This is a genomic window from Marinobacter sp. 2_MG-2023, assembly GCF_030546935.1.
Lineage (GTDB): Bacteria > Pseudomonadota > Gammaproteobacteria > Pseudomonadales > Oleiphilaceae > Marinobacter.
On the sequence record NZ_JAUOPH010000005.1, the window covers coordinates 168,162 to 194,142 of the forward strand.

General features: G+C 53.9%; 21 protein-coding genes. 14 read left to right on the top strand and 7 right to left on the bottom strand.

Annotation, left to right across the window (positions count from 1 at the left end; genetic code table 11):
• The first annotated feature begins 361 nt into the window (after nucleotides 1-361).
• A complete protein-coding gene (locus Q4501_RS14545; RefSeq protein ID WP_303596984.1) occupies nucleotides 362-1,327 on the top strand; it encodes an arsenic resistance protein in 966 nt (321 codons plus the stop codon).
• Nucleotides 1,328-1,485: 158 nt separating this feature from the next.
• Nucleotides 1,486-2,421 carry a ketopantoate reductase family protein gene (locus tag Q4501_RS14550; protein WP_303596985.1) on the top strand — a complete coding sequence of 312 codons (936 nt, stop codon included), beginning with the start codon at nucleotides 1,486-1,488 and terminating at the stop codon, nucleotides 2,419-2,421.
• Between the two features lie 50 nt (nucleotides 2,422-2,471).
• Here Q4501_RS14550 and Q4501_RS14555 read toward each other — a convergent pair whose 3' ends face one another.
• On the bottom strand, nucleotides 2,472-3,965 hold the full coding sequence (locus Q4501_RS14555) for a fibronectin type III domain-containing protein (protein ID WP_303596986.1): 1,494 nt from the start codon (nucleotides 3,963-3,965) through the stop codon (nucleotides 2,472-2,474).
• A gap of 369 nt (nucleotides 3,966-4,334) precedes the next feature.
• Between Q4501_RS14555 and Q4501_RS14560 the strand changes: the two genes are divergently transcribed.
• From Q4501_RS14560 to Q4501_RS14585, 6 genes are all read left to right on the top strand, one after another.
• On the top strand, nucleotides 4,335-5,381 hold the full coding sequence (locus Q4501_RS14560; protein WP_303596987.1) for a spermidine/putrescine ABC transporter substrate-binding protein: 1,047 nt from the start codon (nucleotides 4,335-4,337) through the stop codon (nucleotides 5,379-5,381).
• 32 nt (nucleotides 5,382-5,413) lie between these two features.
• A complete protein-coding gene (locus tag Q4501_RS14565) occupies nucleotides 5,414-6,481 on the top strand; it encodes a spermidine/putrescine ABC transporter substrate-binding protein (protein WP_303596988.1) in 1,068 nt (355 codons plus the stop codon).
• 14 nt (nucleotides 6,482-6,495) lie between these two features.
• Nucleotides 6,496-8,979, top strand: coding sequence for an EAL domain-containing protein (locus Q4501_RS14570; protein WP_303596989.1), 2,484 nt, complete (start codon nucleotides 6,496-6,498; stop codon nucleotides 8,977-8,979).
• 123 nt (nucleotides 8,980-9,102) lie between these two features.
• Complete coding sequence (locus tag Q4501_RS14575; protein ID WP_303596990.1) at nucleotides 9,103-10,854, top strand: aminotransferase class III-fold pyridoxal phosphate-dependent enzyme; 1,752 nt, start codon at nucleotides 9,103-9,105, stop codon at nucleotides 10,852-10,854.
• A 21-nt stretch (nucleotides 10,855-10,875) separates the two neighbouring features.
• Nucleotides 10,876-11,757 (top strand): archaetidylserine decarboxylase, encoded by an 882-nt coding sequence (gene asd / locus Q4501_RS14580; protein ID WP_303596991.1) that lies wholly within the window; start codon nucleotides 10,876-10,878, stop codon nucleotides 11,755-11,757.
• Nucleotides 11,758-11,810: 53 nt separating this feature from the next.
• Nucleotides 11,811-12,437, top strand: coding sequence for a hypothetical protein (locus Q4501_RS14585; protein ID WP_303596992.1), 627 nt, complete (start codon nucleotides 11,811-11,813; stop codon nucleotides 12,435-12,437).
• A gap of 49 nt (nucleotides 12,438-12,486) precedes the next feature.
• On the opposite strand, the gene Q4501_RS14590 is transcribed toward Q4501_RS14585, so the two are convergent.
• From Q4501_RS14590 to Q4501_RS14615, 6 genes are read right to left on the bottom strand one after another with little or no spacing between them, the layout of a single operon-like run.
• Nucleotides 12,487-12,750 (bottom strand): amphi-Trp domain-containing protein, encoded by a 264-nt coding sequence (locus Q4501_RS14590; RefSeq protein ID WP_303596993.1) that lies wholly within the window; start codon nucleotides 12,748-12,750, stop codon nucleotides 12,487-12,489.
• Complete coding sequence (locus tag Q4501_RS14595) at nucleotides 12,751-14,082, bottom strand: metallophosphoesterase (protein WP_303596994.1); 1,332 nt, start codon at nucleotides 14,080-14,082, stop codon at nucleotides 12,751-12,753.
• Between the two features lie 11 nt (nucleotides 14,083-14,093).
• The gene (locus tag Q4501_RS14600) at nucleotides 14,094-14,774 is read right to left on the bottom strand and encodes a histidine phosphatase family protein (protein WP_303596995.1); all 681 of its coding nucleotides are present in this window, start codon (nucleotides 14,772-14,774) and stop codon (nucleotides 14,094-14,096) included.
• Nucleotides 14,774-15,865: an HprK-related kinase B gene (locus Q4501_RS14605; protein WP_303596996.1), complete on the bottom strand. Its 1,092-nt coding sequence runs from the start codon at nucleotides 15,863-15,865 to the stop codon at nucleotides 14,774-14,776. The genes Q4501_RS14600 and Q4501_RS14605 overlap by 1 nt, the downstream gene beginning before the upstream one ends.
• Nucleotides 15,862-16,758 (bottom strand): GAK system ATP-grasp enzyme, encoded by an 897-nt coding sequence (locus Q4501_RS14610; protein WP_303596997.1) that lies wholly within the window; start codon nucleotides 16,756-16,758, stop codon nucleotides 15,862-15,864. The genes Q4501_RS14605 and Q4501_RS14610 overlap by 4 nt, the downstream gene beginning before the upstream one ends.
• The gene (locus tag Q4501_RS14615) at nucleotides 16,751-18,226 is read right to left on the bottom strand and encodes a phosphotransferase family protein (RefSeq protein WP_303596998.1); all 1,476 of its coding nucleotides are present in this window, start codon (nucleotides 18,224-18,226) and stop codon (nucleotides 16,751-16,753) included. Before Q4501_RS14615 ends, Q4501_RS14610 begins: the two co-directional genes overlap by 8 nt.
• A gap of 236 nt (nucleotides 18,227-18,462) precedes the next feature.
• Here Q4501_RS14615 and Q4501_RS14620 point away from each other — a divergent pair, with 236 nt between their 5' ends.
• The 6 genes from Q4501_RS14620 to phnX all read left to right on the top strand — a co-directional run bounded on the left by Q4501_RS14620 (nucleotide 18,463) and on the right by phnX (nucleotide 25,962).
• Nucleotides 18,463-19,683, top strand: coding sequence for a GAK system CofD-like protein (locus Q4501_RS14620; protein ID WP_303596999.1), 1,221 nt, complete (start codon nucleotides 18,463-18,465; stop codon nucleotides 19,681-19,683).
• A 155-nt stretch (nucleotides 19,684-19,838) separates the two neighbouring features.
• Nucleotides 19,839-21,653, top strand: coding sequence for a 7TM diverse intracellular signaling domain-containing protein (locus tag Q4501_RS14625; RefSeq protein WP_303597000.1), 1,815 nt, complete (start codon nucleotides 19,839-19,841; stop codon nucleotides 21,651-21,653).
• Nucleotides 21,654-21,887: 234 nt separating this feature from the next.
• Nucleotides 21,888-22,616: a UTRA domain-containing protein gene (locus Q4501_RS14630; RefSeq protein ID WP_303597001.1), complete on the top strand. Its 729-nt coding sequence runs from the start codon at nucleotides 21,888-21,890 to the stop codon at nucleotides 22,614-22,616.
• Nucleotides 22,617-22,713: 97 nt separating this feature from the next.
• A complete protein-coding gene (locus tag Q4501_RS14635) occupies nucleotides 22,714-23,946 on the top strand; it encodes an FAD-binding oxidoreductase (protein ID WP_303597002.1) in 1,233 nt (410 codons plus the stop codon).
• 17 nt (nucleotides 23,947-23,963) lie between these two features.
• The gene (locus tag Q4501_RS14640; RefSeq protein WP_303597003.1) at nucleotides 23,964-25,115 is read left to right on the top strand and encodes a 2-aminoethylphosphonate--pyruvate transaminase; all 1,152 of its coding nucleotides are present in this window, start codon (nucleotides 23,964-23,966) and stop codon (nucleotides 25,113-25,115) included.
• 19 nt (nucleotides 25,116-25,134) lie between these two features.
• Nucleotides 25,135-25,962, top strand: a complete 828-nt coding sequence (gene phnX / locus Q4501_RS14645) for a phosphonoacetaldehyde hydrolase (protein ID WP_303597004.1) — start codon at nucleotides 25,135-25,137, stop codon at nucleotides 25,960-25,962.
• Nucleotides 25,963-25,981 lie beyond the last annotated feature (19 nt).

A 25,981-nucleotide genomic window follows, 5' to 3' on the forward strand; every position in this document is an offset into this window, starting at 1 on the left:
GACTTTTCAGGTTAGTCGAGAAAACGAAAAAGTGCTAGTACGACAGTAGGTTACCTTAGTCTAAGGTGGTTCTGATTTGCCGCTATACAGCCGGGTGCCCGGGAGCTGTTTTGCTTGGTGACTTTGTCACTGTTTCACGCTCCTGGCGGGAGTAATCTCCTGAAGAATCGCTTATAACCTGTCGCTCAGTGAGGCGGTCATGAAACAAGTGCATTTCCAGGAAACGTACCCAATCACTGTCTTTGATATCAATAAGTCCGAGACACGGTTTGCTTCTGCAGAGCATATGGCGGACGTGTTCTGTTTTGGGCAGTCGCTTCGCAACCAATAGCGATTTTTGCCGGGAAGAGGAAGAAGGTTTATGTGGCCATTACTTTTCTGGATGCAGAAACATCTGGTCTGGAGTATTCCGCTTGCCATGATTGCGGGCTTTGTAGCGGGCCAGCTTGCGGAGCCCGGTCCGCTACGCTGGGCAATACTTCCGCTGACCTTCCTGATGGTCTATCCAATGATGGTAACCATGAACCTGCGTCAACTGCTGCAGCCGGGGGGCGGCAAATTGATGTGGGTAACCCAGTTACTCAACTTTATTCTGATACCTGCGCTTGGTTATGGCGCCGGCCTGCTTTTTTTCCCGGATGAGCCGTTTGCACGATTAGCGCTCCTGTTAACGTCGCTGCTTCCAACATCCGGCATGACCATCTCCTGGACAGGCTTTGCAAAAGGCAACGTGCCAGCTGCGGTGCGGATGACGGTGATAGGCCTGATTGCGGGGTCCCTGCTTGCTCCACTTTATCTTAAAGGACTGCTGGGCGCGGTGATCGAGATTCCGGTTTCCCAGGTGTTCATGCAGATCGCGCTTATCGTGTTTCTGCCGTTGGTGCTGGGCTATTTAACTCAGCGGGCGCTTATATCAAAGCACGGTCAGGAGAGCTTTCAGAAGAATATAAAGCCGAAGTTTCCACCGTTTTCGACCCTTGGTGTGCTGGGCGTGGTGTTTGTTTCCATGGCGCTGAAATCGCAGGATATTCTGAACAATCCTGAATCACTGCTCGCCTATCTGGTGCCCCTGGTACTTATTTATGCATTGAACTTTGTTATCAGCACTTTAATCGGCAAGGCACTGTTCCCCAGGGGCGATGCGGTCGCGCTGGTGTATGGCACGGTCATGCGGAATCTTTCGATAGCCCTGGCTATTGCCATGGGCGTTTTTGGTACAGAGGGCGCTGATGCCGCCCTGCTGATTGCTTTGGCATATATTGTTCAGGTGCAGGCGGCAGCATGGTATGTCAAATTCACTGACCGCCTTTTTGGCGCACCGGGCTAGGCGATCTGTATATTGATTACCAACAGGATGTCGAGTCAGGTCGGGTCGGGTACCATGGCTGCACTCCCCCAACAATTTCACGGCGAAGCTATAGTCCACTGTGTGGGTCCCGGTGAGATCTCCGGCTGTGACGAAGTATGACAAGGAACCGAGAGGCCATGAGCGACTTACCTAGCATTCTGATTGTCGGCGCAGGCGCTATAGGCAGTTTCTATGGTGCGATTTTGAAGAAGGCCGGTTGCTCTGTGAGTACGGTACTGCGCTCCGACTATAAAGCAGTCAGTGCTCAGGGCGTTCGCATTACCAGTCCGCTAGGAGACCTGTCCTACGAGCCAGATCACATATATCGGGACGGCGATTTGCCTGAGGAATCTCCGGACTTTCTTATCCTGTGCGTAAAGGTTTTACCAGGCGTGGATCGGGTGGCGTTGGTCGCGCCCTGGATGGGCGCGAAAACCCGCCTTGTGTTGATTGAAAATGGCCTGGATATCGAGAAAGAACTGGCCGATGCGTACCCGGACAAGCCTCTTATAAGCTGTCTTGCTTTTATTGCCGTCAGTCGGACAGAGCCCGGTGTGGTTGAACATACAGCTTACGGCAAACTGGTGATGGGCTGTTACCCGCAAGGCACTGATGAGAGCTCCCGGATTTTGTCGCAACTGTTTATTGCTGGCGGTATCAAGGTCGATCTGACTGAGCATGTTGTGGCTGAACGCTGGCGTAAGTGCCTCTGGAATACACCGTTTAACCCCTTGTCTGTTATTGCTAACGGTGCAGATACCCAAACCATTCTGGACACTGAAGGCGGTGAAGAGCTGATCCGGGCCATGATGCATGAGGTAGTCGCCGTGGCTGCGGCCGAAGGCTACCCTATGGATGAGGCGTTAATCGATAAGAACATTAACAGCACCAGGAAAATGCCTGCTTACACGAACAGTATGGCTCTTGATTACCTGAACGGTCGCCCGATTGAGCGAGAGGCCGTATTAGGTAATGTGGTGGCCTTGGCGAGGGATCATGGCATTGCGGTGCCTCACCTGAATACCGTGTTGGTGACACTGAAGATGCGTGCAGCCCTGGAGGGGCGGGAATAGTATCAAGGCAGTGTTAGACAGTGTTCGGAGGCCACTGCGATTCCCCGGGTTTACCGGGAAATCGTTTTGCTGACAGACGTGGACCAATCGCTCTCAAGGCCATTTGTGTCAATGGTTTTGATGGCAAAGTACCAGGTGCCCTCGGTAAGCCCGGCGACTTCGTATTCCATTGCCTGTCCGTCTTCCACAGTTACTTCATTAGATCTTTCTTCGATGTCCTGTTCGGTGCCGTATCGAACGACGTACTGTTCAATCTCGCCCATAGCCAGGGACTCACCGTTCACCCGGGTTGAAGGGGCATTCCAGCTCATTTTCGCGGAGCCAATCAGCGGTTCTGGACCTGGTACGGGCTCTGGAGTGGGTGCAGGTTCTGGCTCTGGGCTCGGCTCGGGCATTGGCTGAGTCGGGGCATCAGGCGTTGGTTCAGGCTGAGTCGGAGCATCAGGCGTTGGTTCAGGCTGGGGTGTGGGTTCTGGCTCCGGTTTAGGCTGCGGCGCAGGTTCGGGGGTCGGCTCGGGTTGAGGTGCCGGTTCTGGAGCGGGCTCTGGTTGGGGCGAAGTGATGTGGCCGGTCGACCCCAGCGTCTCCTCCAGGCTCGCGATTGCGTCAGCAAGAACATTGTCCCGGACACCTGCATCTGCCAGTTGCGACTGCAAATATTCAGCCTGAAGCATGCCTGCCAGCGCCAACAGTTCAACGCTCAGCTCGAGATCATCTCCGGCGCTAAGCGGTAAGTCTCCACTTGCATCGGCGCTCTCCCTGGCGGTTTCAAGCACATCACCCAGCGTGCGCCAGCGGTCACCGTCGACGAGGCTAAGAAACGCGATATTCAGCAACGCGGTCTTCAGGTCCGACGCTTGAACGCTTCCTAAATCAGATGCTGCGAGATCTACAGGCCTTCTGGACAGAGCGCCATCGTCAAGCCCGAAGCGTTCTTCCTGGTCGCTGAGCAGTTCGATAAATAGATTCAAGCCGCCATCGGAAAATTTGAGGAATTTTTCGAATGCCAGAGTTGCCAGTGGGGTCAAAGCCACAGCTCTACTGCTATCGGAAGGATCCACAAGCGACTTCAAAACCAGATTGTTGCCCGGCCAGAACCACTCGCCAAAGCCGACGGTGACGCCGGATGGCGTGTTGCATGCGGGTTGTGCGTCACAGCGCATGCGAGTTTGGGTATCTGACTGCAATATGACTTTCAGCGACCGCGCTGAATAGTCTTCAGGTACTGAAATTCGGAATCCGCCGTTCTGGTTGGTTCTGACGGTTTCCCCTATCTGCTCCCAACCGCTGTCCACGACGTCAGCCTCGTGGCGCCAGATCGATACCAGCCCGCCTTCAATGGCGCCCTTGACGGCATAGCCTTCTACCCAGAGCTTTTGGTTCTCGCTTTCTCCAGAGGAAGCGCCGTTGCCAGGAGTACTCACCGATACGTCGGGAGTCTCAGCTTTTGAAGTTGATGAATCACCCCCGCCGCAGGCTGAAAGAAGAGAGCTTAGCGCTATGGCGAAGAAACCGAGCCGTGTGCGTGTTTGGAAGGTATTCATTGCAACTCCAGAGAAAGTGGACGATGCAATGCTAGCGCTCAGAGGTGTTAAATGGTGTTAATTTTGACGCCGTTTGGTTACTTGCTGCGTCAATTTACCGTCGTATGCTGGTAGAGGGCGTGCGAGTAGCTGCTCTGTAATTTTTGCTGATGAACAACAACAGTTGTGCAACTGCTATTTATCAAGGCGGTAACGGTTTGAGTAGAGATTGTAACCAACCCTGTACGGTTGATGGGAATAGCATTAACGTTAACCCTGGGCGCTGTCAGAATTGACTGAAAGCTCGACTTGTTCGCCGATTAATTGAGAATGGCTGCTCTTTGGCATGGAGTTAGCTATGTGTTTTCTCCCGTAACTGATGGAAAAACTATGCGTTCGGGCAGCATTATATTGGTTGCGGTTTTATTGCTCGTAACATCAGGGTTTGCGCCAGCGGCAAAATCAAAAGAGCTGGTGTTCCTCAATTGGCCGAATTATATGGATCCGGGCATTCTCGCTGAGTTTGAACGGCGCACTGGTATTTCAGTAAGGCAAAGTTATTTTGACTCAGATACTGCCCGCGGCGAGTTACTCCTTGAGTCGGAAGGGAAGGGCTACGATGTAGCGCTCATCAACGGTGCTTCTATCCGTATTCTGGCCAAGCGCGGTTGGCTTGAGCGCATTGATGAATCGAGCATCCCTAATCTGAAACACATCGATCCACGTTGGCGTTCCGCGTTTGTGCAGGCTGAAGACTTTGGCGTGCCTTATTTCTGGGGCACGCTCGGTATTGTTTACCGCAAGGATCTGGTGCCCTTTAAGGTTTCAAGCTGGATGGACCTGTTGCGCCCGGCTGAGGAGCTGCATGGCAAAGTCAGCATGATTGGTGACGGTGCGGATATGATCGGCGCTGCTTTAAAGGCGCTCAGATATTCGCTCAACAGCATCGACGAGAAGGAGTTGAAAGAGGCCGAGGCGTTGTTGCAAGCGCAGGCTCCCGCGGTCAAGACCTATCGATATCTTTCCCTGGACGAGGATTCGGCACTGCTGTCCGGCCAGATTGTCATGAGCATGATGTACAACGGTGATACCCGAATGCTGCAGCAGCATAGTGATGATATTGCGTTTGTATTGCCCAAAGAAGGTGGCAATATCTGGACGGATTACTTGAGCATACTCAGTGCCTCCTCCCGCAAAACCGAGGCAAAGCTCTTCATCAATTTCCTCAATGAGCCAGAGATAGCCGCGCGGCTGGCGCGTTATGTCTACTATGCCACCCCTAACCGAGCCGCTGAAGCATTGCTGCCGGCGGAATTCAAGAGCGACCCCATTATTTATCCGACTGGCGAAGCGCTAGAGAATTCTGAAGCCTATCGGCGTTTGCCTCCTCGGGTGCAAAAAAATCGAGCTGCAATTTTCTCGCGTATTGTTTATTAGTCATCGCTCCCTTAATGGGTGGGCCTGTAACTATGACCAACCACAAAGTCTTTTCAGGCAAGTTCAGGAACCCCTGGATTGCGCTCATCCTGATTGTGCTCAGTTTGCCACTGCAAGCAGCCGAGCCAAGGGAGTTGGCACTCCTCAGTTGGCAGGGATACATGGATCCGGAGATTGTTGAGGAGTTCAGGCAGCGCACAGGCATTTCAGTGAAACAAACCTATTTCGAATCGGATGCTGCCCGGGATGAAGTGCTCCTGGAGACGGGCGGGCGAGGCTACGATATAGCGCTGATCAACGGCGCTTCGATCCGGATTCTGGCAAAACGTGGGTGGCTTGAGCCGATTAATGAAACGGACATCCCCAATTTGAAGCATGTGGATCCGCATTGGCGCGCCCTTCACGACAAAGCGGAGACGTATAGCGTGCCCTATTTCTGGGGTACCCTGGGGATTGCTTACCGCAAGGATCTGGTGCCTTTTGCTGTTTCAAGCTGGATGGATCTGTTGCGGCCGGAAAAAGAAATACAGGGCCGGGTGGCGATGATCAGTGATGCAAGGGACCTTATCACTGTTGCCTTGAAGGCTCTGGGTTATTCCATTAACAGTACTGATGCAAAGGAACTTGCGGCAGCCGAAGCACTACTACAGGCGCAGGCCCCGGCCGTCAAAACCTACAAGTACGTGTCCAGGGGCAAAAACTCTGCTCTGGTGAACGGCCAGGTTGTCATGAGTATGATATACAATGGCGGTGCCCTGGAGGTTCAGGAATATCATGATGAGATTGCGTTTGTCCTCCCGAAAGAGGGCAGCAGTATCTGGGTCGACTATCTGAGTGTGCTCAGCGCCTCTGCTAACAAGGCGGCCGCAAAACAGTTCATCAATTTTCTCAACGAGCCAGAGATTGCTGCGCAACTGGCGCAATTCGTCTGCTTTGCTACGCCGAACCTGGCCGCTGAAGCACTGTTGCCTGAAGATTTCAGAAACGACCCGGTTATCTATCCGAGTGAGGAAGCCCTGGAGAATTCGGAAACCTATCGGCGTTTGCCTGCCCGGACTGAAAAACTCCGCGCAACCATATTTTCACGCCTCGTCGACTGAGACTGATTTACTCTATGCGTCTTCATGCCAAGGTTCTGTTAGTTGTTGTGCCTTTAGCCGTGATCCCGCTATTGATCCTGGGATGGTTGGCCTATGACCAGCTGCGTTCAACGGCGATAGAGCGCAGCTCCAGCCAGATGACAACAATAATGGACCAGGTGGTGCGTAGCTTTCAGGTGCATCAGGACGTTGCCAAAGCGAATGCCAAACTGTTCGCGGACGCCTCACTCATGCGCGCTTATGCGCTGACGGAAGACGAGGAAGAGCGATACGTACTCATGCTTCCTTCTCTTCTCAAGCTGTTTTCCAGTTACCTGCGTGCCTATCCCGACTACACCGAGATCCGCTTTTTGCTGCCGGATGGTTACGAAGACGCACGTGCGACCCTGGTGCCCCTGCCAAATGCGACGGAAGAAGAAGGTGATACACCTTTTTTCCAGGAGCTGAGTGGTTTCAAAGGTGAAACATATGTCCAGGTTACGCCCGTTCCTGACAGCCACTCAATGTCGCTGCAGGTCGCGCGCCCCATTCGATTGATTGATCTGACTACCCAGGATCCGCTAAATGGCACCCCAGCGCTACGCGGCTATCTGGTAGTGACTATGGGGCTCGGTTTTCTGCAGGACCAGGTGAGCGCCAGCCGGATTGGCGAAAACGGCCATACGCTTGTGGTCGACAAAACCGGCAGGATTGTTTTCCACCGGGATTCTTCCCGGCTGGGCCAGGAGTTGCCTTCACCCTTGTTGAATAAGATTTTCAGCATAGGAACCGGTGAGCAGCTTATACCTGCGTCTTTTCAAAACGAGGACATTTTGTTGGCGACCCGGCGCCTGAACGAAGACCTGCTGTTGATCGGGGTTTTGCCCGAGGAAGAATTGCTTGCAGAAAGCCAGCGCCTGGGGGATATCGTTGTCTGGATCATATGTAGCACCGTATTTCTGATGGTTGTTGCGCTGTTGATGGCCATGAACTTTCTCATGGTTCGACCATTGAGGCAGTTAATGGGTGCCATTCGTGAGATTAGCCACGGAAACCTGGCGCCAAAGATCGCTCTGTCCACAAAAGATGAATTTGGTTTGCTGGGGCTGAGTTTTCAGGAAATGGCCGGCAATCTTGAAAAATCACGCATCAAAATCGAGCGGCTGGCCTACCACGACAGCCTTACCGGTTTGCCTAATCGTTTTCGCGCCCATGAAAACTTGCGCCACATGATTGCTTTGGCCAGCAGAGAAAGCAGCAAAATGGCTGTTCTGTTTCTTGATCTGGATAACTTCAAGCGGGTTAACGACACCTTGGGACACCAGGTGGGTGATGAGCTTCTCAAAGAAATGGCAAACCGCCTTACCTCGGTATTGCGCGCTGAGGACGTTGTTCAGTTGGAACCCTCAGAAAACACGGATGATATTCTCGCCCGCCTCGGCGGCGACGAGTTCATTATTCTGTTGCCCAGGGTCAAGGGTTCCCCGGATGCAGCCAAGGTAGCCTTGCGTATCCTCGAAATCATGACGGTGCCATTCCAGCTGGGTGAGAACGAGATCTATAGTGGAAGCAGTATTGGCATTTCTCTGTTTCCCGATGACGGAACGGACGTGGACGATTTGATAAAGCGTGCCGATGCCGCGATGTATCAGGCCAAGGAGCAAGGGCGTAACAATTTCCAGTTCTATTCGGCCTCATATAATCGTGCGGCGTTTGAGCATATCTCACTGGAAGGCAGGTTGAGACGCGCAATAGAGAACGACGAACTGGAGCTTTACTATCAACCGCTGATACAGGCCCGAACCGGTAAAATCGTCGGGCTGGAGGCGCTTCTGCGTTGGAACGACCCGCTGGAAGGGATTATTCCCCCGGACAAGTTTATTCCGATCGCCGAGGATAGCGGTCTGATTCTTCCGATTGGTGAGTGGGTTTTGCGGGAGGCCGGTTATCAGTTGAGCGTCTGGCAGGCTGCCGGTTTCACCGATGCTTGTGTTTCTGTCAATGTCTCCGCGATACAGCTTCAGCGCCAAAACCTTGGTGCGATTGTATCTAAGGTATTGAAAGATAATGGGCTCAAGCCCGCTCAGCTGGAGCTGGAAATCACCGAAACGGCTCTCATGAAAATCAAATCGGAGGTGATCAGCGACCTGGATGCAATGCGGCAAAAAGGAGTGACTATTTCACTGGATGATTTTGGTACCGGCTACTCCTCTTTGAGCCTTCTACAGGAATTGCCGATAGGAAAACTAAAAATCGATAAAAGTTTCGTGCGGGATATGCTGGTTGATCCCAAGGATGCCGCTCTGGTTTCAGCCGTGCTGTTTATAGCCAAAAGTCTTGGGCTTCGTTCAACCGCCGAGGGTGTTGAAACGCCAGAGCAGGCCGCGCATCTGGCTGGTGAAGGGTGTGATCAGCTTCAGGGATATTTGTTCTGCCGCCCATTACCGGTCGCTGACATGACCAGGTTCTTGAAGTCCCGAAAGGCCATCGGTCTGCCTGTATCGGAGGGCTATAGATAACAGTCGGCAGCACAGAAAACGCCGCCCGGCGTTTTCTGTGCGTGTCACAAAACGGTAGAGAAAGAGACACAGCGCCGTCACTTCAGACCGCTACTTTCGAGTAAAGTAGCGGGAACACGGTCTATGACTTCTGCCATCACTATTTACGCCCTGGCAACAACTATCAGCCTTTACCTGATTTACAGAATCCTGGTAAGACTACAGTTGTCGCGGGCGAAACATCCTTCTCTTCGGGGGCACAGCAACTGGTCTCGTCGTGTTGCCCGTCTGGTACCTTTCTTCAGTTACGATGAGGCTGGTTTTTTTGCCAGTGACGGCGCGCCCGCGCAGGTAATCCAGCAGCGTCGAAAGGCACTTCGGGATCTGCAAACTAGAGCAGAGCAGCAATCCCCTGAAACCCTGGCGCACTGTCGTAAAATCGAGAACAGCATTTCGGATGTGCGCTTTACCAGCCGTTACCGGGTGCCTTTTCCTTATAGCCAGCAACTGCCTGAGTGTTTCAGGTCAGGCTCAATGGCGGATGAAACCCGTGGCTCCCAGATCAAGGACCTCGACGGCAACTGGCGCTATGACTTGTCTGGCTCCTACGGCGTCAATGTGTTCGGCTACGACTTTTACAAGCAGTGTATGGCGGAGGGGATTGAACAAACCCGGGAGCTTGGGCCGGTTCTGGGCGCTTACCATCCGCTGATTACGGAAAATGTCGAGATGATTCGACAGATATCCGGGCTTGATGAAGTGTCTTTTCACATGTCCGGGACCGAAGCGGTCATGCAAGCCGTGCGCCTGGCTCGATACCACACCGGCAAGACCCACCTGGTTCGCTTTTGCGGTGCCTACCACGGTTGGTGGGACGGAGTTCAGCCAGGTATCGGCAACACGCGCAAAGCCCGGGATGTTTATACACTTGCCGATATGAGTGAGCAGACTCTGTACATACTGCGCACCCGCAATGACATCGCCTGTGTACTGATCAACCCCTTGCAGGCTTTCCACCCTAACAGTGATGCGCCTTCGGATACCGCCCTGGTTGCCAGCGACCGCAGTAATGGCTTTGATAAACAAGGTTACTCTGACTGGCTTGCCCAGGTGCGGGAGGTTTGCAGCCAGCGAGGCATTGTTTTGATTTTTGACGAGGTGTTTACCGGCTTTCGGTTGGCCTATCGCGGTGCCCAGGAATTCTATGGCATACAGGCGGATCTGGTTACCTATGGCAAAACCCTGGGCGGAGGCCTGCCGATTGGTGTGGTAGCGGGCACCCATTCACTGATGCGGCGCTTTAAAGAAGATCAGCCTGTTAATGTCTCGTTTGCCCGCGGCACCTTCAATTCGCATCCCTACGTTATGGGTGCGATGAATGTGTTTCTTAAACGAATTCAAAAAGTGGATATTCAGCTGCAATATCAGGATTCCGAAAGTCTCTGGAATGGCCGTGTCGCCAGACTTAACCAGCGCCTGGATACTGAAGCGCTGCCTCTGCGGATTACCAACATTCATTCCATATTGTCAGTGCTCTACACCAGGCCCAGCCGGTACAACTGGATGTTCCAGTTCTATTTGCGACAGGCGGGGCTGGAACTCAGTTGGACCGGAACCGGCCGGCTGATTATGAGCTACAGCTTTACCGACGAGGATTTCGACGAGGTGATCGAGAGGTTCGTTTCCGCCGCTCATCAGATGCAAGCTGGCGGCTGGTGGTGGCAAAGCCCGACACTGACGAACAAAGCGATCAAGCGCCAGTTTCTGGTTGATATGCTTGTAGCTCGGTTTCCGTTTCTGGCCGGCCGGCTATTCGGGCCACTTGTAACGCGCCAGCACGCGCCTCAGTCCGGCCCCTTGTCGGAACAGAGAGATTGCTCCGGGAAGGCGGGTTGAGTGTGAAGATGTGGTGGTTAGATGAGTAAAACAACAGCCAGTCTGAGCGCCGGCGAAAAGCTGAACTTCCTGTTGACCAACCGCATTCCCCGGCGCTGGTTAACATTGTTCATGGGATGGTTCAGCCGGATCGAAAGCCCGATACTGGCGCGCATCTCCATCGCAGTCTGGCAGTGTTTTGCCGACGACCTCAGGTTGCAGGATGCCAGAACCCCGCGTTTCCGAAGTCTGATGGAGTGTTTTACGCGTCAGCTCAAACCCGGGCTTCGCCCCCTCGACATGCACCCGGGTGTTGTTTGCAGTCCTTGTGACGCCATCGTTGGGGCCTGCGGACGCATTGAAGGCAATCGTGTGTTTCAGGCCAAGGGTTTTCCCTACTCACTGGACGAACTGATACCGGATGCAGCGCAGGCAGCGCGTTATCGCAATGGTCAGTTTGTCACTCTGCGCCTCAAATCCAGTATGTATCATCGTTTCCATGCGCCGGTGGACTGCCATGTTTCACAGGTAGATTACGTTTCTGGCGACACCTGGAACGTTAACCCGATTGCTTTGAAACGGGTGGAAAAACTCTTCTGCAAAAACGAACGGGCCGTTCTCGAGCTACGCCTGGATGACCCCAGATACAGCCTGACGCTGGTGCCGGTTGCCGCCATTCTTGTGGCGAGTATGAAGTTTCATTTTCTGGCCGAGCCACTGGATCTGAAATACCGGGGAGCTAATCGGATTACCTGTGACGCGGAATTCGTCAAAGGGCAGGAGATAGGGTACTTCCAACACGGTTCGACGATCCTTGTCTTTGCTTCAGAGCAGTACCAGCGCATCGCCGGAATCGATGAAGGCCACTGCATAAAAGTTGGAGAAGCATTGCTTACAGGGCACCCATTGCCAGGCCGGGCGTGATTCCGGTCTATCCACAAAAACCGATACAGCTTTTGATACCTGAGGAAACCGATATGACCTTTCTTGAGGAATTACAAAAACAACGATGGGATGACCACCGTTACTACCATCACAACCGGATTAACCAGTCTCTGCACTTGCTGAGTGCCTGTTGTTTTGTGGTCAGCTATGGCTTGGTATTTTTCCATCCGGCGGCTGCGGCCCTGATCGGTTGGTTGCTGGCGATGGTGCTGCGCCAGACCGGGCACTTCTTCTTCGAGCCCAAGACCTATGATGAGGTAAACCAGGCGAGCCACGACTACAAAGAAAGTGTGAAAGTCGGCTATAACCTGAGTCGAAAAGTCGTGCTGCTGTCGATCTGGGCTGCAACGCCTCTGGCGCTGTTGTTGAGCCCGGATTTGTTTGGTGTGCTTACTCCGGCAACGGATCTGGCTGGATTTATCAGTAACACCGCTTTGGTATGGCTGTTCATCGGTATAGGCGCGGTATTGTTCAGAACCCTGCACCTGTTCAGGCTGATGGGCCCCCAGTCGGGGCTGGTCTGGATGACCAAAATCCTTACGGACCCGTTTCACGATATTAAAATCTACCAGAAGGCGCCTCGCTACCTCCTCAAAGGTGAAATGTACGACAACATGGAAGACTGGTACGACGAGCTACCCATCGAAAACAACGTGTGAGTGCATGACGATATGAGAGCCACTGTACTGTGGCTCATGCTGTCGGCGATTATTTGATCTTGGGTGGCGTGTCCGAAATCTCTTTGGCTTTGGTTCGCCACTTAAGCCGTATTTCAACTTCCTGCTTGTCGCCTTCGTCGCTTGCGCGCACAGACACCTGAAGCAAGTTTTTAGGAGACAGAACCAGGTCGCCTTCGCTCTCCTGGAATTCCAGCTGCCCCTTCTTGATCGCTCGCCCCAGGGCTTCCAGCAGTTCCTTTGTAGACTGGCGATCCAGCAGTGAGTCGTGGCTGAACTTTGTTTTTGATTTCATCTATCGGGCTTCCTGGAGTCGTCCGTTGCGGCCGGGCTTGAACACTTTTGCACGAGGGTAGTCGCAGCTAATGCCGACAACGCCGCGCTTTTTGTCAATCAGGGTCGCCCCGGCGCCGAAACCGTCGAGCCCCTCTCGCTGCCTGGAGTGAGCGTCAAGGGTAATATCGGCTTCTATGTGTATTAGCCCTTTTTTGAGCGTGATTCGCTGGCCAGCGCATTGGTTTATATGCCCCTGCACCAGTACAAAAATGCCTGCCTTTGTGGTTGCTTTGGTGCCCCGTTTGGTGAGGGGGAGGTCTGCATTCCGGTATTTCGTTCTGAAGGTATTGGCAAGAGGGCTGTAGTAAAAATTAAACAGGTTCTGACTTCTCAGATTTTTCTTGAATGCCCGGTTGGCATACTTGATCCCCCGCTTGGCGAGTAGCTGGGCCATGCGGTCATCCAGGCCTGCATGCAGGAACAGAAACGAGCCGCGCTGTTTCACCAGACACATTTTTCTGAAAAACCAATTGAACTCGCCAGAGCGCTTCAGAAACAGGGAGCGACAAACCATTGCGGCGGCATAAACCTGTTGAAGTGTCAGGCCGGCTGCCGCGCAGTGTTGCTCGAACTTGTGGGTTTTGGTTTCCATCTTCGATGTTTCCCGGTCGATTCCCGCGGCGGTCAGAAACCCGGCGGCGTAGAAAGGGAAACTCTCAAACCAGTCTTCATCAGGGAATAATGCTCTGCGGCACTCATCCTCCGAGGGTACCCCTTTCTGCCATTTGGAGTTTGCGAGGTATTGCTCAAAGACTTCTTTGAACAGAGGAACGACTTTTTTCCCCATCCGGACGAAGAAATGTTGGCTTCCGACGTCATTATCACGTTCTAGCGAAAGCAAGCCCATGAGTAATCGGAGGTCATGGTTTCCTGCGAGAAGCGTGACATCTGCTTTGAGCCGGTAGAGGTGAGCGAGGCTTCGCAACAGTGCCAGGTTGCTTGGGCCCTTATCGAGACAGTCGCCGCCCACGACGATCTCTGCCGACTCACCAAACTTGGTCAGCACATATTCACAGTGGTGGTTGCCATGTCGTTTAATTACGCCAGCTGCGAGCAGTGAGGCTTCGAAAGCGTCGGCATCGGCGTGTGCATCAGAAATGAACACCACCGGTTTTTTCGGCCAGCGGAAGCTGTTTTTTTTGGAACGCTTCACGAAGGTGTTGAGAGCATTGGCATCATTGATGGAGGCCTTGTCTTCCGGCCAGGACTCCCAGTCAGACGGCAGGCGATTCAGAACATCGGTGTGATGCTTTTTGTCGCTTATTTTGGGAATGAACTTTGGGTTGGCCATGAAGTGTGCCTCTAATCAATGGGGTCTATAACCTGACGGTTTTTCCAGTTCCCATATAAGCGGGTCCAGCTTTGTTCGCGTTTGCCAATAACGACGGGTTGACCGTAAAACATACTCAGCCGCCCAATATCGCAGAGGTTTATAACATTCATATGAAAGCTGGCGTGGCGGATAGAGGCGCCGTGGCCCACAACCAACTGTATCAGGTTGTCCCCCTGGTCTAATGGAAGCGCGTTCAGGTGGGCGGCCACGCGCTCCCCGGCTTCCTTGAGGGACTCAGCCCCATCAAAAGGAAGTTTGAAATCACGGTCGGATTTCCAGCCATCAGGAAGAGGGTCGAAGCGAGGATCCAGCTTAACGATTCTCTCAATCTCACCAACACTGAGGTTGGCCACAGCGCCGACACTTCGTTCACAGAGTGCTGAAAAACTGACGACGATGGGGGGTGCCGAGAAGAAGTTTGTCAGTTCCTGTCGGTATATTTCGGCAGTTTGCCAGGCTCTCAGCGATGTTGAACAGTGAATCTCGGCCTGGAGCCGGTAACCGGCATTGGACAGCCAGTCGCCAAAACGTTGCGCCTGCTGCCGGACCTCCTCGGCACCTATATCTGTGAGAGGGTAGGGTTGAAGAGCGCTTGGCGTGTCGGCCAGTTGCTCATACTCACCGTGTCTGATCAGGGCGAGTGCAGCCATTAAAGAACGCCTTTTTCATGAAGCAGAGCAATGGCTCGCTCAAAATCGACTTTCCCAGCAAGTCGCCATATCTGCACACCCCTGAGGTTTTCCACATAAATATCTGCGGACCGACTTTGCTCAGGCGGAAAGCGGCCATCGGCTTGCTGGAAAAAGGGCCCCGGGCTTTTGCGCAGGCCTTCAAGTGCTTCGGGGTTTGCCCTGATATCCACGGTGCTCAAGGCCGTTGGCTCGGAAGCGCCAAGAGTCCAGTCCAGCAATACAAGGTTCTTCAGGCGTCCCGAAAGTGCGGCTTTATCTTCTCCGTATGCCTGGGGAATCAGCACGTCGTATTTTTGCTCGATATCCCATAGCTGGCCTTGGGGCATGCCCTCAAATCGCTTCCGTTCGCTCTCTGGCAGAATGGATTGCAAACGTTGTGAGTTGATCAGGGTGCCCGGATTTACCCGCGGGTGTTTGGCGAGTCCGAGAATGCGTACCTGGTCACCTGCTACCTTGAACAGAATGCGGTCATTGGAAAGAAAGCGTGTGTTGTCGGCTTCCAAGGCTTTAAGCATCAGCGTTGATTTTCCGCCCCCGGAACTGGCCGCAATTGCGGTAACGCTGCCATCGATATTAAAGGCTGAGGCATGGCCCAGCAGGTACCCCTGCCGCTGCTGATAATTGAGAAACTGATTGTTAATAAAGTTAATAACCTGGGATATATGTTCGCGGAGATCCCCGAAAATGATGGGATCGGTCAGCGCCTGGAACATGACCATGCCGGTACGTACTTTATGAATCCAGCGGCCACCAGGGACATCGGCATAGGCTTCTTTCAGACCTAGGGAGCTGGCTTTGATGCGTTCGACGGGCGTCCAATGAATCTTGCTGGTGTCCATGGACTTGTTGACTAGATAGACGCGCTGCTGTGTTGTGGGCGTTTCTGTCCCTGTCTCGGTCAGGCCGGAGAAGTAGTCCCTGAGTAGGTTTAAAACTCCACTGTCATCGGACAGTATCTTGAATGCCATACCATGGAAGGCCAGCGCCAGTTCTGATGTGCACCCACGCTTGGCCAGGGCAATCTGGTTGTCGTCAAAAAAATCGTTCATCTGTTTTGCTCTAACTCGTTTAAGACATGACGACACAGCTTCTGGGCCGCGTCAATGCCGCATCCTTTGAGCGCTCCACTGAACCCACCGAAGGCAGATACTTCGAAAACCACCGGGCCCTGGTCAGTCAACGCAATATCGACGGTGGTAAAGTCCAGGCTGAAACAGGACTGGGCTTTGCGGCCAAGTTCGATCAGGTCCGGCCCGGCCTCGAAGTGCTGGTATTTTCCGCCACTGTTAATGGTGGTATTCCAGGCATTGGCGTCGCCAACCCGGGCATAGGTACACAGGTACTCTCCGCCCAGGAAGACCATGCCCAGGTCCTGCCCGCCGAGGTGAACAAATTTTTGCAGGTAGAAGAGGCCATGTTCACTTTTGAAGTCATTCAGTTTTTGCGTGTTTGCCTGCGGCCCGTCTGCCGCCTCCAGAACCAGCATGCCGCGGGCTTTCGTAGAATACAGCGGTTTCAGGATAGCTTTGCCGAACTCATCGATAGCGGCCAGCGCAGCCTCAGTGCTTTCCGTCACTCGTGTCGGGGGTAAGGGAACGCCCCCATCGGCCAAGGCCGCCGTGCCCTCCAGGCGATTGATCAGGCGTCCTACCTCCCCGGGGCTACTGAAGCAGCGGACGCCATCTGCTTCCAGTGTACTGAGCATGCGTATACGGTCGTCTGCCGCCGGTGAGTAGATTTCACTTATCTTCTTGATGATTACGCCATCGAGTTCGTTCAGCACTCTATCCCGGTAGCGCAACCGCCCTGTTTCCAATTCCAGTACCACCTCGGACATGTCGACTACGCAGCGGAACCCGGTTAATTCCTCCAGGTGATCAGCCAATACTTCGGTTGACCATTTGCCGGGAGTTCCGATGACGGCAATCCGCTTATTAGTCACTAAAAATTTCCTCCAGAGGCAGTTTGTATCTTTCAAGTTTTTCGGAGTTCAGCAAGGTGACGGCTTCGAGCAGGTAAGCTGCTCGAAAGGCCAGCTTCTTTGCGAAACCTTTGTCATAAATGAATCTTGTGGATGTCGCAAATGAACGCGCTAACGCAATAGCCAACCGAACATCAAAGAACCTATCCTCATTCGCTTTCGCGAACCTGCGTGCAAATTGATAAAGCTGTTTGATCAGGCTCATCATTTCCGCTCTGGCATTGGAGTCCATGATCGGCAAGCGATAGATTGACACCATCAGGACTGAGATGTCCTGCACATAGTCAGAGTAGGACGCGCGGTGCAGGTCAATAAAGTAGATGCGGTCCTGTAGTTCATCATAGAGCAGGTTGTCCACATTGAAGTCACCATGAATCAATACGCAAAACGGGGGCGCGACCTGCTTCTCCAGGCTTTCCACCTGATCTATCAATTGCGTGAAGTCCGGCCGAGTCAGGCCACATAGTGTTTGTTCGTCGTTAAAAAGGGTCGGATGGGTTTGGCGTGTCTCGGGCATCCGTTGACTCAGTTGTCGCATATATCCAGGCTCTGCCCGCTCTCGCGTCCATGAGCTTTTCCAGATTTTCCTGAGTGTCTTGTTGAGCCTGGCCAAAAGCAGGCTGGCGCTATCCCACTGACTGTTCAGTAGAAGCGATTCCAGCGTTCTGCCGGGGAGATGCTCTATCACCATCGACCCCATTTCGTCCTCATGCTCTACATGATGGGAGATTACCGAGGGTGCGACTTTGGGATAGACTTTTTTCCACTGATCGACCCCGGATATCTCCTCAAGAACTTTGTGGGCTTGCCCTTCTTTATAAACCGCCATGACTTCGCTGGATGTGCCATATTCGGCTTTTAGCGCGGCTATGGTGCTGCCACTGCGTGTCAGTGCCAGGCGCTCAACGCCGAAGGTTGCATTGTCTGTAGTGAAGGCGTGGGCCGCATTTTTAAGCTGCTTGTAGTTTTGCAGCCGAACCGCAGGCCCGAAGTTAGCCGCGAGCAGCGCATCTGCTATTTCCGCAAGAAGATGGATCATCCGGCCAATTTGAAAGTGCACGACCTGGGTCAGCGGGTTATCGGGTGCTGAGGCGCTATCTTTCTGGCTGCTTTTCTCCTGCAAGCCAACCGTCAACTTTGACGCTCTGCGCCCCAGTTTCAAGCCTTGGCGAGTATTGGCGTCGGCGGGATTGATCATGACCAGTGCCAGGGATTTGCGAATTCGTCGAATCAGCTTCGCGTCGCTTTCGAACTGTTTTTCAGGTGTTCCTTTCAAGCCTTCGATCTGAGTGAACTCACAGCATGCCTGCCCGAGTTGGTCGAGAAGTCGGGCAAGGCGCTCAAGCGCTTTCGATTGCTGGAAGCCCCGGCTACCAATTTGGCCTCGCTGCGAACCCATGGCGCCAGCCAGCTCGACTTTTTCCTGCAATGTTTTTCTGTAACCCTTTCGGTTAATCAGCCGCTGTGCTGTGGCCTCGTTTGGCCGGGTTAAATAGACTTCGACTAACTCACAGTGATTTTCTACTTCAAATCGCAGAAAATAGAGGTGCTCAAGAATTGACGCGTTGATAGGTCGTCTCACCCTGTGTAAGAACATTTAATGGCGACGAGTTTATCAACCGCTACGCCCTTTGGATTGCACCTTTTAAGGTTCCACCGATAAGTATGGCAAAAAAACGTTTCATCAGTGTTACGCATAGCTTGCCACGAGGCCTGGCCAAGGGTCATGACCTGCGCCTGGCGCGGTACCTTAAAACGCCGGAACTTGGGCCCAAGATTCTCTTCTTCAGCGGCGGAACAGCGCTGAGGAATTTTTCCAGGGTGTTGGCAGATTACACCCACAACTCTATTCACCTTGTTACACCCTTTGACTCGGGGGGCAGTTCCGCAGAACTGCGCAAAGCCTTCTCGATGCCTTCCGTTGGCGATTTACGAGCTCGCCTTCTATCCCTGGCGGATGACTCTGTTACAGGTCACCCGGACATAGCGGCACTCTTTGTCCACCGGCTGGGGAAGGAGAAGAACAAAGTGGCACTGGAGCAGAGTCTGAAGGCTTTGGTTGATGGCAGGCACCCGTTGCTTAAGGCAATTGCAGATCCCATGCGCTCGTTGATCCAAAGCTATCTGGCAGAGTTCTATCATGAGAAGCCCGAGAACTTCGATCTTTCGGGAGCCAGTATCGGTAACTTGATACTCACTGGCGGATATCTCTTCCACAATCGTTCACTAGACCCAATCGCTTTCCTGTTCGGCCAGTTGATTAAAACACGAGGCACCGTCCGCACCACGACGGACGCGGACCTGCAATTGCAAGTCTTGCTGGAAAACGGGCGAACGATTACCGGGCAAAATCGCTTCACGGGTAAAGAAACCGCAGAGATTGATTCGCCGATCAAGTCGATAAAGTTATGGGGTGAGACGGATGATGTTGGAGCCCTGGATGCCTCCAGCGTCTGTAAAGAGACACGAAAACTGATCGACTCTGCCGAGCTTCTGGTTTTCCCTCCGGGCAGTTTTTATAGCAGCATCATTGCAAATCTTCTCCCTAAAGGGGTTTCCCGGGCTTTGAACAAAAACCCGGCACCCAGAGTTTATGTGCCCAGTCTGGGTGTAGATCTGGAAACGATTGGTATGACTCTGGTGGATCAGGTTCGGGTGCTGGCTGAACATTTGCCTAACAAGGCCTCCGTGAGCAGGTCCCAGAGGCCTTCGATAGACTTTATGTTGTTCGACTCTCAGTTAACGAGTGTTTCCAATGAACAGTTGGACGAGATAGCGCAGAAATTCGGGGTTCAGATTATCGACGTAGACCTCGCAAACGACGATTCCGACACCCATCGCTACGATGACGTCAAGCTGGCTGAGGCTTTGCTTGCACTGACGTGATTCTCGTGTCTCTTTGATTCCATTTACGGTCATGCCTGCCGCTTTTCTGATACTTTCGGGCTCAAAGCTCACCCTGTCTGTGTAACCTGATTACGGCTATAATTTTGGTTCCTCTACCATTGGATTGTTACATTCAGATATAGGGAGATGTGCGTTTGTTGCCTGGTTATTGTCGTTTGGCAAGTCAGCGCTTTGTCTTTGTTTGGCTTTTGCTGGCGACGGTTTCGGGCTGGAGTGCAGAACGACCGCTGGTGCTGGATGAGCGCATATCGCAGCCGTTGGACGGCTTCGTTTCTCTATTGCGGGATCCAGGCGGTCAGCTGACATTCGAGCAAGTGCGCAATGGCACCGAACCCTTCGGATCGATAGTGCCAGGCGGTCTTCATCACGGCTACACTGCTGATGTGTTCTGGATGCGGATTGAAGTGGAGTCCCGCTCGAGCCGACGCCTGGACCGAATGCTTGAGTTTACCTATGCCTATCTGGATGACATAACCCTCTATCGGGTGAGTGCCAATGGCACGGTTGAACAGATGCGCTCAGGCCGCACACTCGCACCAGCGGATCGCGTGGTAGCGCATCGCAAGCCTGTTTTCCCACTTTCGTTCGAGCCCGGGGAGAGGGCGACGCTTTACCTGCGGGTAGCTACACACGCCAGCATGACCCTCAATGCCCGGTTGGCGCCGACCTTTGAATTCTATGAAGACAGTGATCGGGAATATGTCTGGCTGGCCTTGTACTTCGGAATGCTGGTGGCGCTCGGGCTCTATAATTTTCTGTTGTTTCTTGGTACCCGTCAGCGCTCTTTCCTCTTGTATTCCTTGTTTGTGTTCAGCTTCGGTGTTGCCGCCTCCAGCATGAACGGTTTGGGGCCTTTGCTACTCTGGCCGGGGCTGGTCGGGGAGTGGGGTAACCGCATTCTTCCAACCGGATATACCTTGTCCGCTACCCTGGCGGTTATGTTTGCCCGGCGCTTTCTGAATATGGGCAGGATTGCCCCGCGCTGGGATCAGGGGCTGTCGATCATGGCGATCTGCTGGTGGTGCGCAACCCTGGTGACACTGCTGGTGCCGGTGCAGTATGCCCTCAAAATTATGTCCATGATGGGAGTGTTGACCACGGTGTCTTTGATTGCCACCGGGGTTGCCGGTGTACGTCACCGAATACCTGCAGCCCGGATTTTCCTGCTGGCCTGGTTGCTCCTGTTGGTGGGCGCCGCGTTGCTATCGGTGCGCAACCTGGGCTGGATACCGTCCAATTTTTTCACCGTTTATGGCCTTCAGGTCGGTTCTGCCGTTGAGATGATCCTGCTGTCTTTTGGTCTGGCAGCCCGATTTAACGAACTCAAACGCCAAAAAGAAGTGGCCCAGCGCGAGTTGGTGCTGTCGCTACAGCGGCAGGAACGGGAGCTGGAACACCGGGTGGCCCAACGTACCTCGGAGTTGGAAGCTGCCAAGGCCGAGCTAGAGCGTCAGGTAGTAAAGGATCCTCTCACCGGGCTCGACAACCGCTATGGCCTGATGACTCATCTGGAAGAGGTTTTGCAGCGAGCGCAGCGACGAGATGAGCTTCTGGCGGTAATTCTTATCGACCTGGACGGATTTAAACCGGTGAACGACCAGTACGGCCATGAAGCGGGCGACGAATTGCTGAAGGCCATTGCCCGTCTATTGCAGAAGGAGGCTAGGGAAACGGACTGTGTGGCACGCATCGGAGGCGATGAGTTTGTGGTGGTTACCGAAAATATCGCCTCAGAGGGCAGTGTGATGGAAGTCGGTGAGCGATTACGCAAAGCCATTACACAGCCAGTGGCCCTGCCTTCGGGAAAGTCCGTGTCGATTGGCGCCAGCGTGGGTATTACCATTGGTCGGGGTGGAGAGCAGGCTGGCAGTGACCTGATCCGTAGGGCAGATGATGCTATGTACCGGGTTAAAAGGGCCGGTAAGAACGATGTTTACCTGCTGGTTTGAGTGCTTTGTCGCCCTCCAGCATCCGTATCTAGATAGCGTTGTGCAGCTAGCGTTCATCTATCGCTCTGCCGGGTAGCACTTAACAAAACCCGGGTCCGGATATTGCCGGGCCTGGGTTTTTAATTGATGAGGTACAACACAAGCGCCCAGCGCGCTACAAATTGGTGCTTTGTCATAATGGAGTCACTTTGCGATTCTAGTGTATCTGGTTTTGTTTAGCTGAGGAGCGAGAGAATGCAAGAACAGTTGGTCGGGGAAGACAGCGTGCCTCTCTACATGAGAGTGCGAGATCAACTGGCGATCCGGATAGAAGAAGGATCGCTAACGCCAAATACCCGTTTGCCTTCTGAGCGGATCCTCGCTGATGAGCAGGGTACCACACGTGTAACGGCCCGGCTGGCGCTGGCCCAGCTTGAGGCGGAAGGCCGGATATTCCGTTCTAACCGGCGAGGCTGGTTTGTTTCGCCACCAAGACTGATATACAAGCCTACCCAGGATTACAGTTTCTCCGAAAACGTCATCTCACAGGGGCGCGTTCCTGCTACTGAAACCCTGGATGTTACACCCACCGAAATCAATGCCTGGCTTGCGACCAGAACCGGCCTGGCAGTCGGCGATCCAATTGTGTGGCTCCGCAGGCGACGGCAGATTGATGGTCGCCCTGTATTGGTTGAGAACATTTACCTCAACCCGAAACGCCTGCCCGCCATTGAAACCTACGATTTCAATCGCTCGCTTTGGAAACTGCTGCGAGAACAATACGATGTAGAGTTGCAGGGGAAGCATATTGAAATGTACCCGACAGCACTGGTTGGCCCGCAGGCGAGCGCGCTTGGCGTGACGATAGGCACTGCGGGGCTCTACGTCACCCGTTGCAGTCACGACGCTGAAGGTGGCTTTGTGGAATTTGACGAGGAGTTCTGGCTACACGACGCATTGAGTATTCAGGTCGAGGTTTACTGAGCACTCACCACGACGATTCCATACTGTCATCGGCCTTTCATAAAACAGTCACAGTTTCTTGTCAAACTGGTATATACCAGTAAAGCAAGGAACAATCATGTCCACAACCAACCATCCGGATGTTGTGATTATCGGTGGCGGCATCCTTGGGTGTGCCATAGCCCGGTATCTGAGCCAGACCCCCAACCTTGACATTGTCGTTGTCGAACGCCACGGGCTTGGCGAACAAACCACCAGCCATGCAGCGGCATTGCTGACCCGGGTTCGCCCCCACCGGGTGCTGACGGATATGGCGATGGAAACGTTCCGGGCGATTGACGAGCTGGGAAGCTACCTTGGCGAGCAGTTACCCCTGAAAAGAGTGGGTAGTCTGCAAGTGTCTGCAAAACCGGAAGGTCGAAGGCAGATCGAGCTAACATCGCAAAGGGCAGAGGATGCCGGAGTCTTGGCGGAACGTCTCAGCGCGAATGAAGGCATGCGGCTGGCCCCCTGGCTTGAGCTGACGCCTGACACTTCAGCTTTATGGCTGCCGGATGATGGCTACATTGACCCCTACACGCTCTGCCAGGCCTATGCTGCCGAGGCCAGGCGCAAAGGCACCCGTTTTCTTCTGAAGCGTGAGGTCAGCGAACTCCTGCAACAAGGTTCGACGGTTACCGGAGTGCGCCTCACCGATGGTGAGACGATCTCTGCCGGAACAGTCATTGACGCAGCTGGCCCCTGGAGTACGGCGCTGGCGATGCAGGCGGGGATCCACCTTGGCATGGCGCCCGTTCGCAGCCATTACTGGATATCGTCGCCGCACCCAAAAATTTCCACCCATGGCCCGATGACTATTCTGCCTGACAGTGGCGCCTACGCTCGCCCGGAAGTGGGCGGGTTGTTGTTCGGGTTGCGAGATACGCAATCGGTCGTGGTTCACCCCAAAGCGCTACCGGACAACCTCCAGGGCTTTCGTTTCGATACCGACCCGACTGGCGAGCTTGCTCTTGAAAGCGGCTATGAAGCGCTTCGATGTCAGCTTTCTGTGTTGGACGAGCTACGGCTGGCCCATTACGTCAGCAATGTGTCCAGCTACACACCGGATGGTTTTGCCCTGCTGGGCCCCATGCCGGGTATTGACGGTTTCATCGCCGCCACCGGCTGTTCCGGCGGGGGAGTCGGCATGTCCGGAGGTATCGGCCGGCTCATTGCTGAACTGGCCACCAACCAGAGCCCATTTGTGCCCCCCGAGCCGTTCCGCCTGGATCGCTTCGGCGATATCGATTCCTACAGTCCTGATTTCATCCGCCGCTGTGCCGAGGCTCGCGCCCGGAAACGCACTGGTTAATCTCAAAGGAGAGCCCCATGACCCCAAAAGAGCCCTATCTACTCACTCCTGGTCCATTGACCACCAGTCTCACAGTTAAACAGGCCATGTTGCATGATTGGGGGTCCTGGGATGGCGACTTCAATGGTGTAACAGCCGAAATTTGTGAGCGGCTGCTTGACGTATCTGGTGGCAGCACCAGCCATGTCTGCGTGCCTATGCAGGGCAGTGGAACCTTTGCTGTGGAGGCCACACTCGGAACAGTGATTCCGCCAGCCAGTACAACACTGGTGCTGATGAACGGTGCCTATGGAAAACGGATCGGCAAAATTCTCGACATGCTGGGGCGCCCATATATAGCCATTGATAAGGGCGATTACCATCCGCCTCGCGGTGACGAGGTTGCAGTTGCGTTAAAAGAGAACCCTGAAGTTGAGCAGGTGGTGGTCGTTCACTGTGAAACCAGCTCCGGCATCCTCAATCCGATCCAGGAAATCGCCGAGGTATGTCGCCACGCAGGAAAACGGCTGATCATCGACAGCATGAGTGCCTTTGGGGCGTTGCCAGTGAATGTCGCAGAGCTGCCCTGCGCAGCTTTGGTGTCCTCTGCCAACAAATGCTTTGAGGGTGTGCCGGGTTTTGGTTTCGCGATTGTCGAACGGGAGCTCTTGTCGGCTTCAGCCGGCCAGTGCCATAGCTTGTCTCTGGACCTTCATGATCAGTGGCGGTACATGGAAAAAACCGGCCAGTGGCGTTACACCCCGCCCACCCATGTGGTCGCAGCCTTTCTCCAGGCCATGCGTGAACATGAAGCCGAAGGCGGCGTGACCGGTCGCCTGGATCGCTACAGCCGCAATCGGGACCGCCTGGTTGCCGGCCTCCGTGAACTCGGTTTTGAGACTTTGCTCGCGGATGAGTGGTTGTCTCCAATCATAACTACCTTTTTAGCTCCGAACAGTCCGGAATTTGAATTTCGTCGCTTTTACGACGCGATCAAAGCCCGGGGGTTTCTCATCTACCCCGGCAAACTCACCGTTGCTGACAGTTTTCGGGTGGGCTGTATTGGCCAACTCCATGATGAACAGATGGATGCGGTCGTGACTGCCATCGCTGAGGCCTGCCGTGAACTTGGCCTTCAGGTACCTGTTCCGGCCCCAGTTGCCGCTCCTGACAACCTCGAAACCGTCTGAACCCCGAAAGGAGAGTTTTATGTATACCTACACCCGTCGTTATACCGGGCCGCTTCAGGCGGTGATTATGGATCTGGCTGGCACCTGCGTGGACTTTGGCTCACTGGCGCCTATCCAGGCGTTTCTGAAACTGTTTGAAGCTGAAGGTATCGATCTGTCTGAAGCGGAAGCCCGTGAGCCTATGGGCACAGAAAAGCGAGAACATATTTGTCGCCTTCTGGCGATGCCCCGAATACGTACACAGTGGAGCAGTGTTTTCGGAAAGACGCCGGACACGGCTGATATCGATCGACTTTACGGCGCCTTCCTGCCGCTTCAGACGGCAGCCATTGCCGAGCGCTCCCAGCTGATTCCAGGGGCTATTGAACTTCAGGATTGGTTGCGGGATCGGGGCATCAAGCTTGGTGTGAATACAGGTTATAGCCGCGAAATGGTGAATGTAATGCTGCCAGAGTTGGTTGCCCAGGGCTTCGAGCCGGAGAGTGTTGTTGTCGCTACTGAGGTGCCTCAGGGCAGGCCCGCCCCTCATATGAGCATGAAGAATGCGATTGAACTGGGTGTTCGTGCCGTGCAGGGCTGCGTAAAGGTTGATGACACCGCTACGGGCATTGAGGAGGGCTTGAACGCAGGCATGTGGACGGTGGCGGTGGTGGCGTCAGGGAATGCGGTAGGCCTCAGTGAGGAGCAGCTGTCTTCCCTCAAAGACACTGATAGAGCAGACGTCGTGGCTCGTGGGCATCGTGTTATGGCGACGTCTGGGGCTCACTATGTGATCGACTCCATAGCAGATCTACCGAACGTGCTCGTCGACATTGGTTGTCGTTTGCAAGCGGGTGAGTGTCCGTAAGCAATGTCCATGGATACGT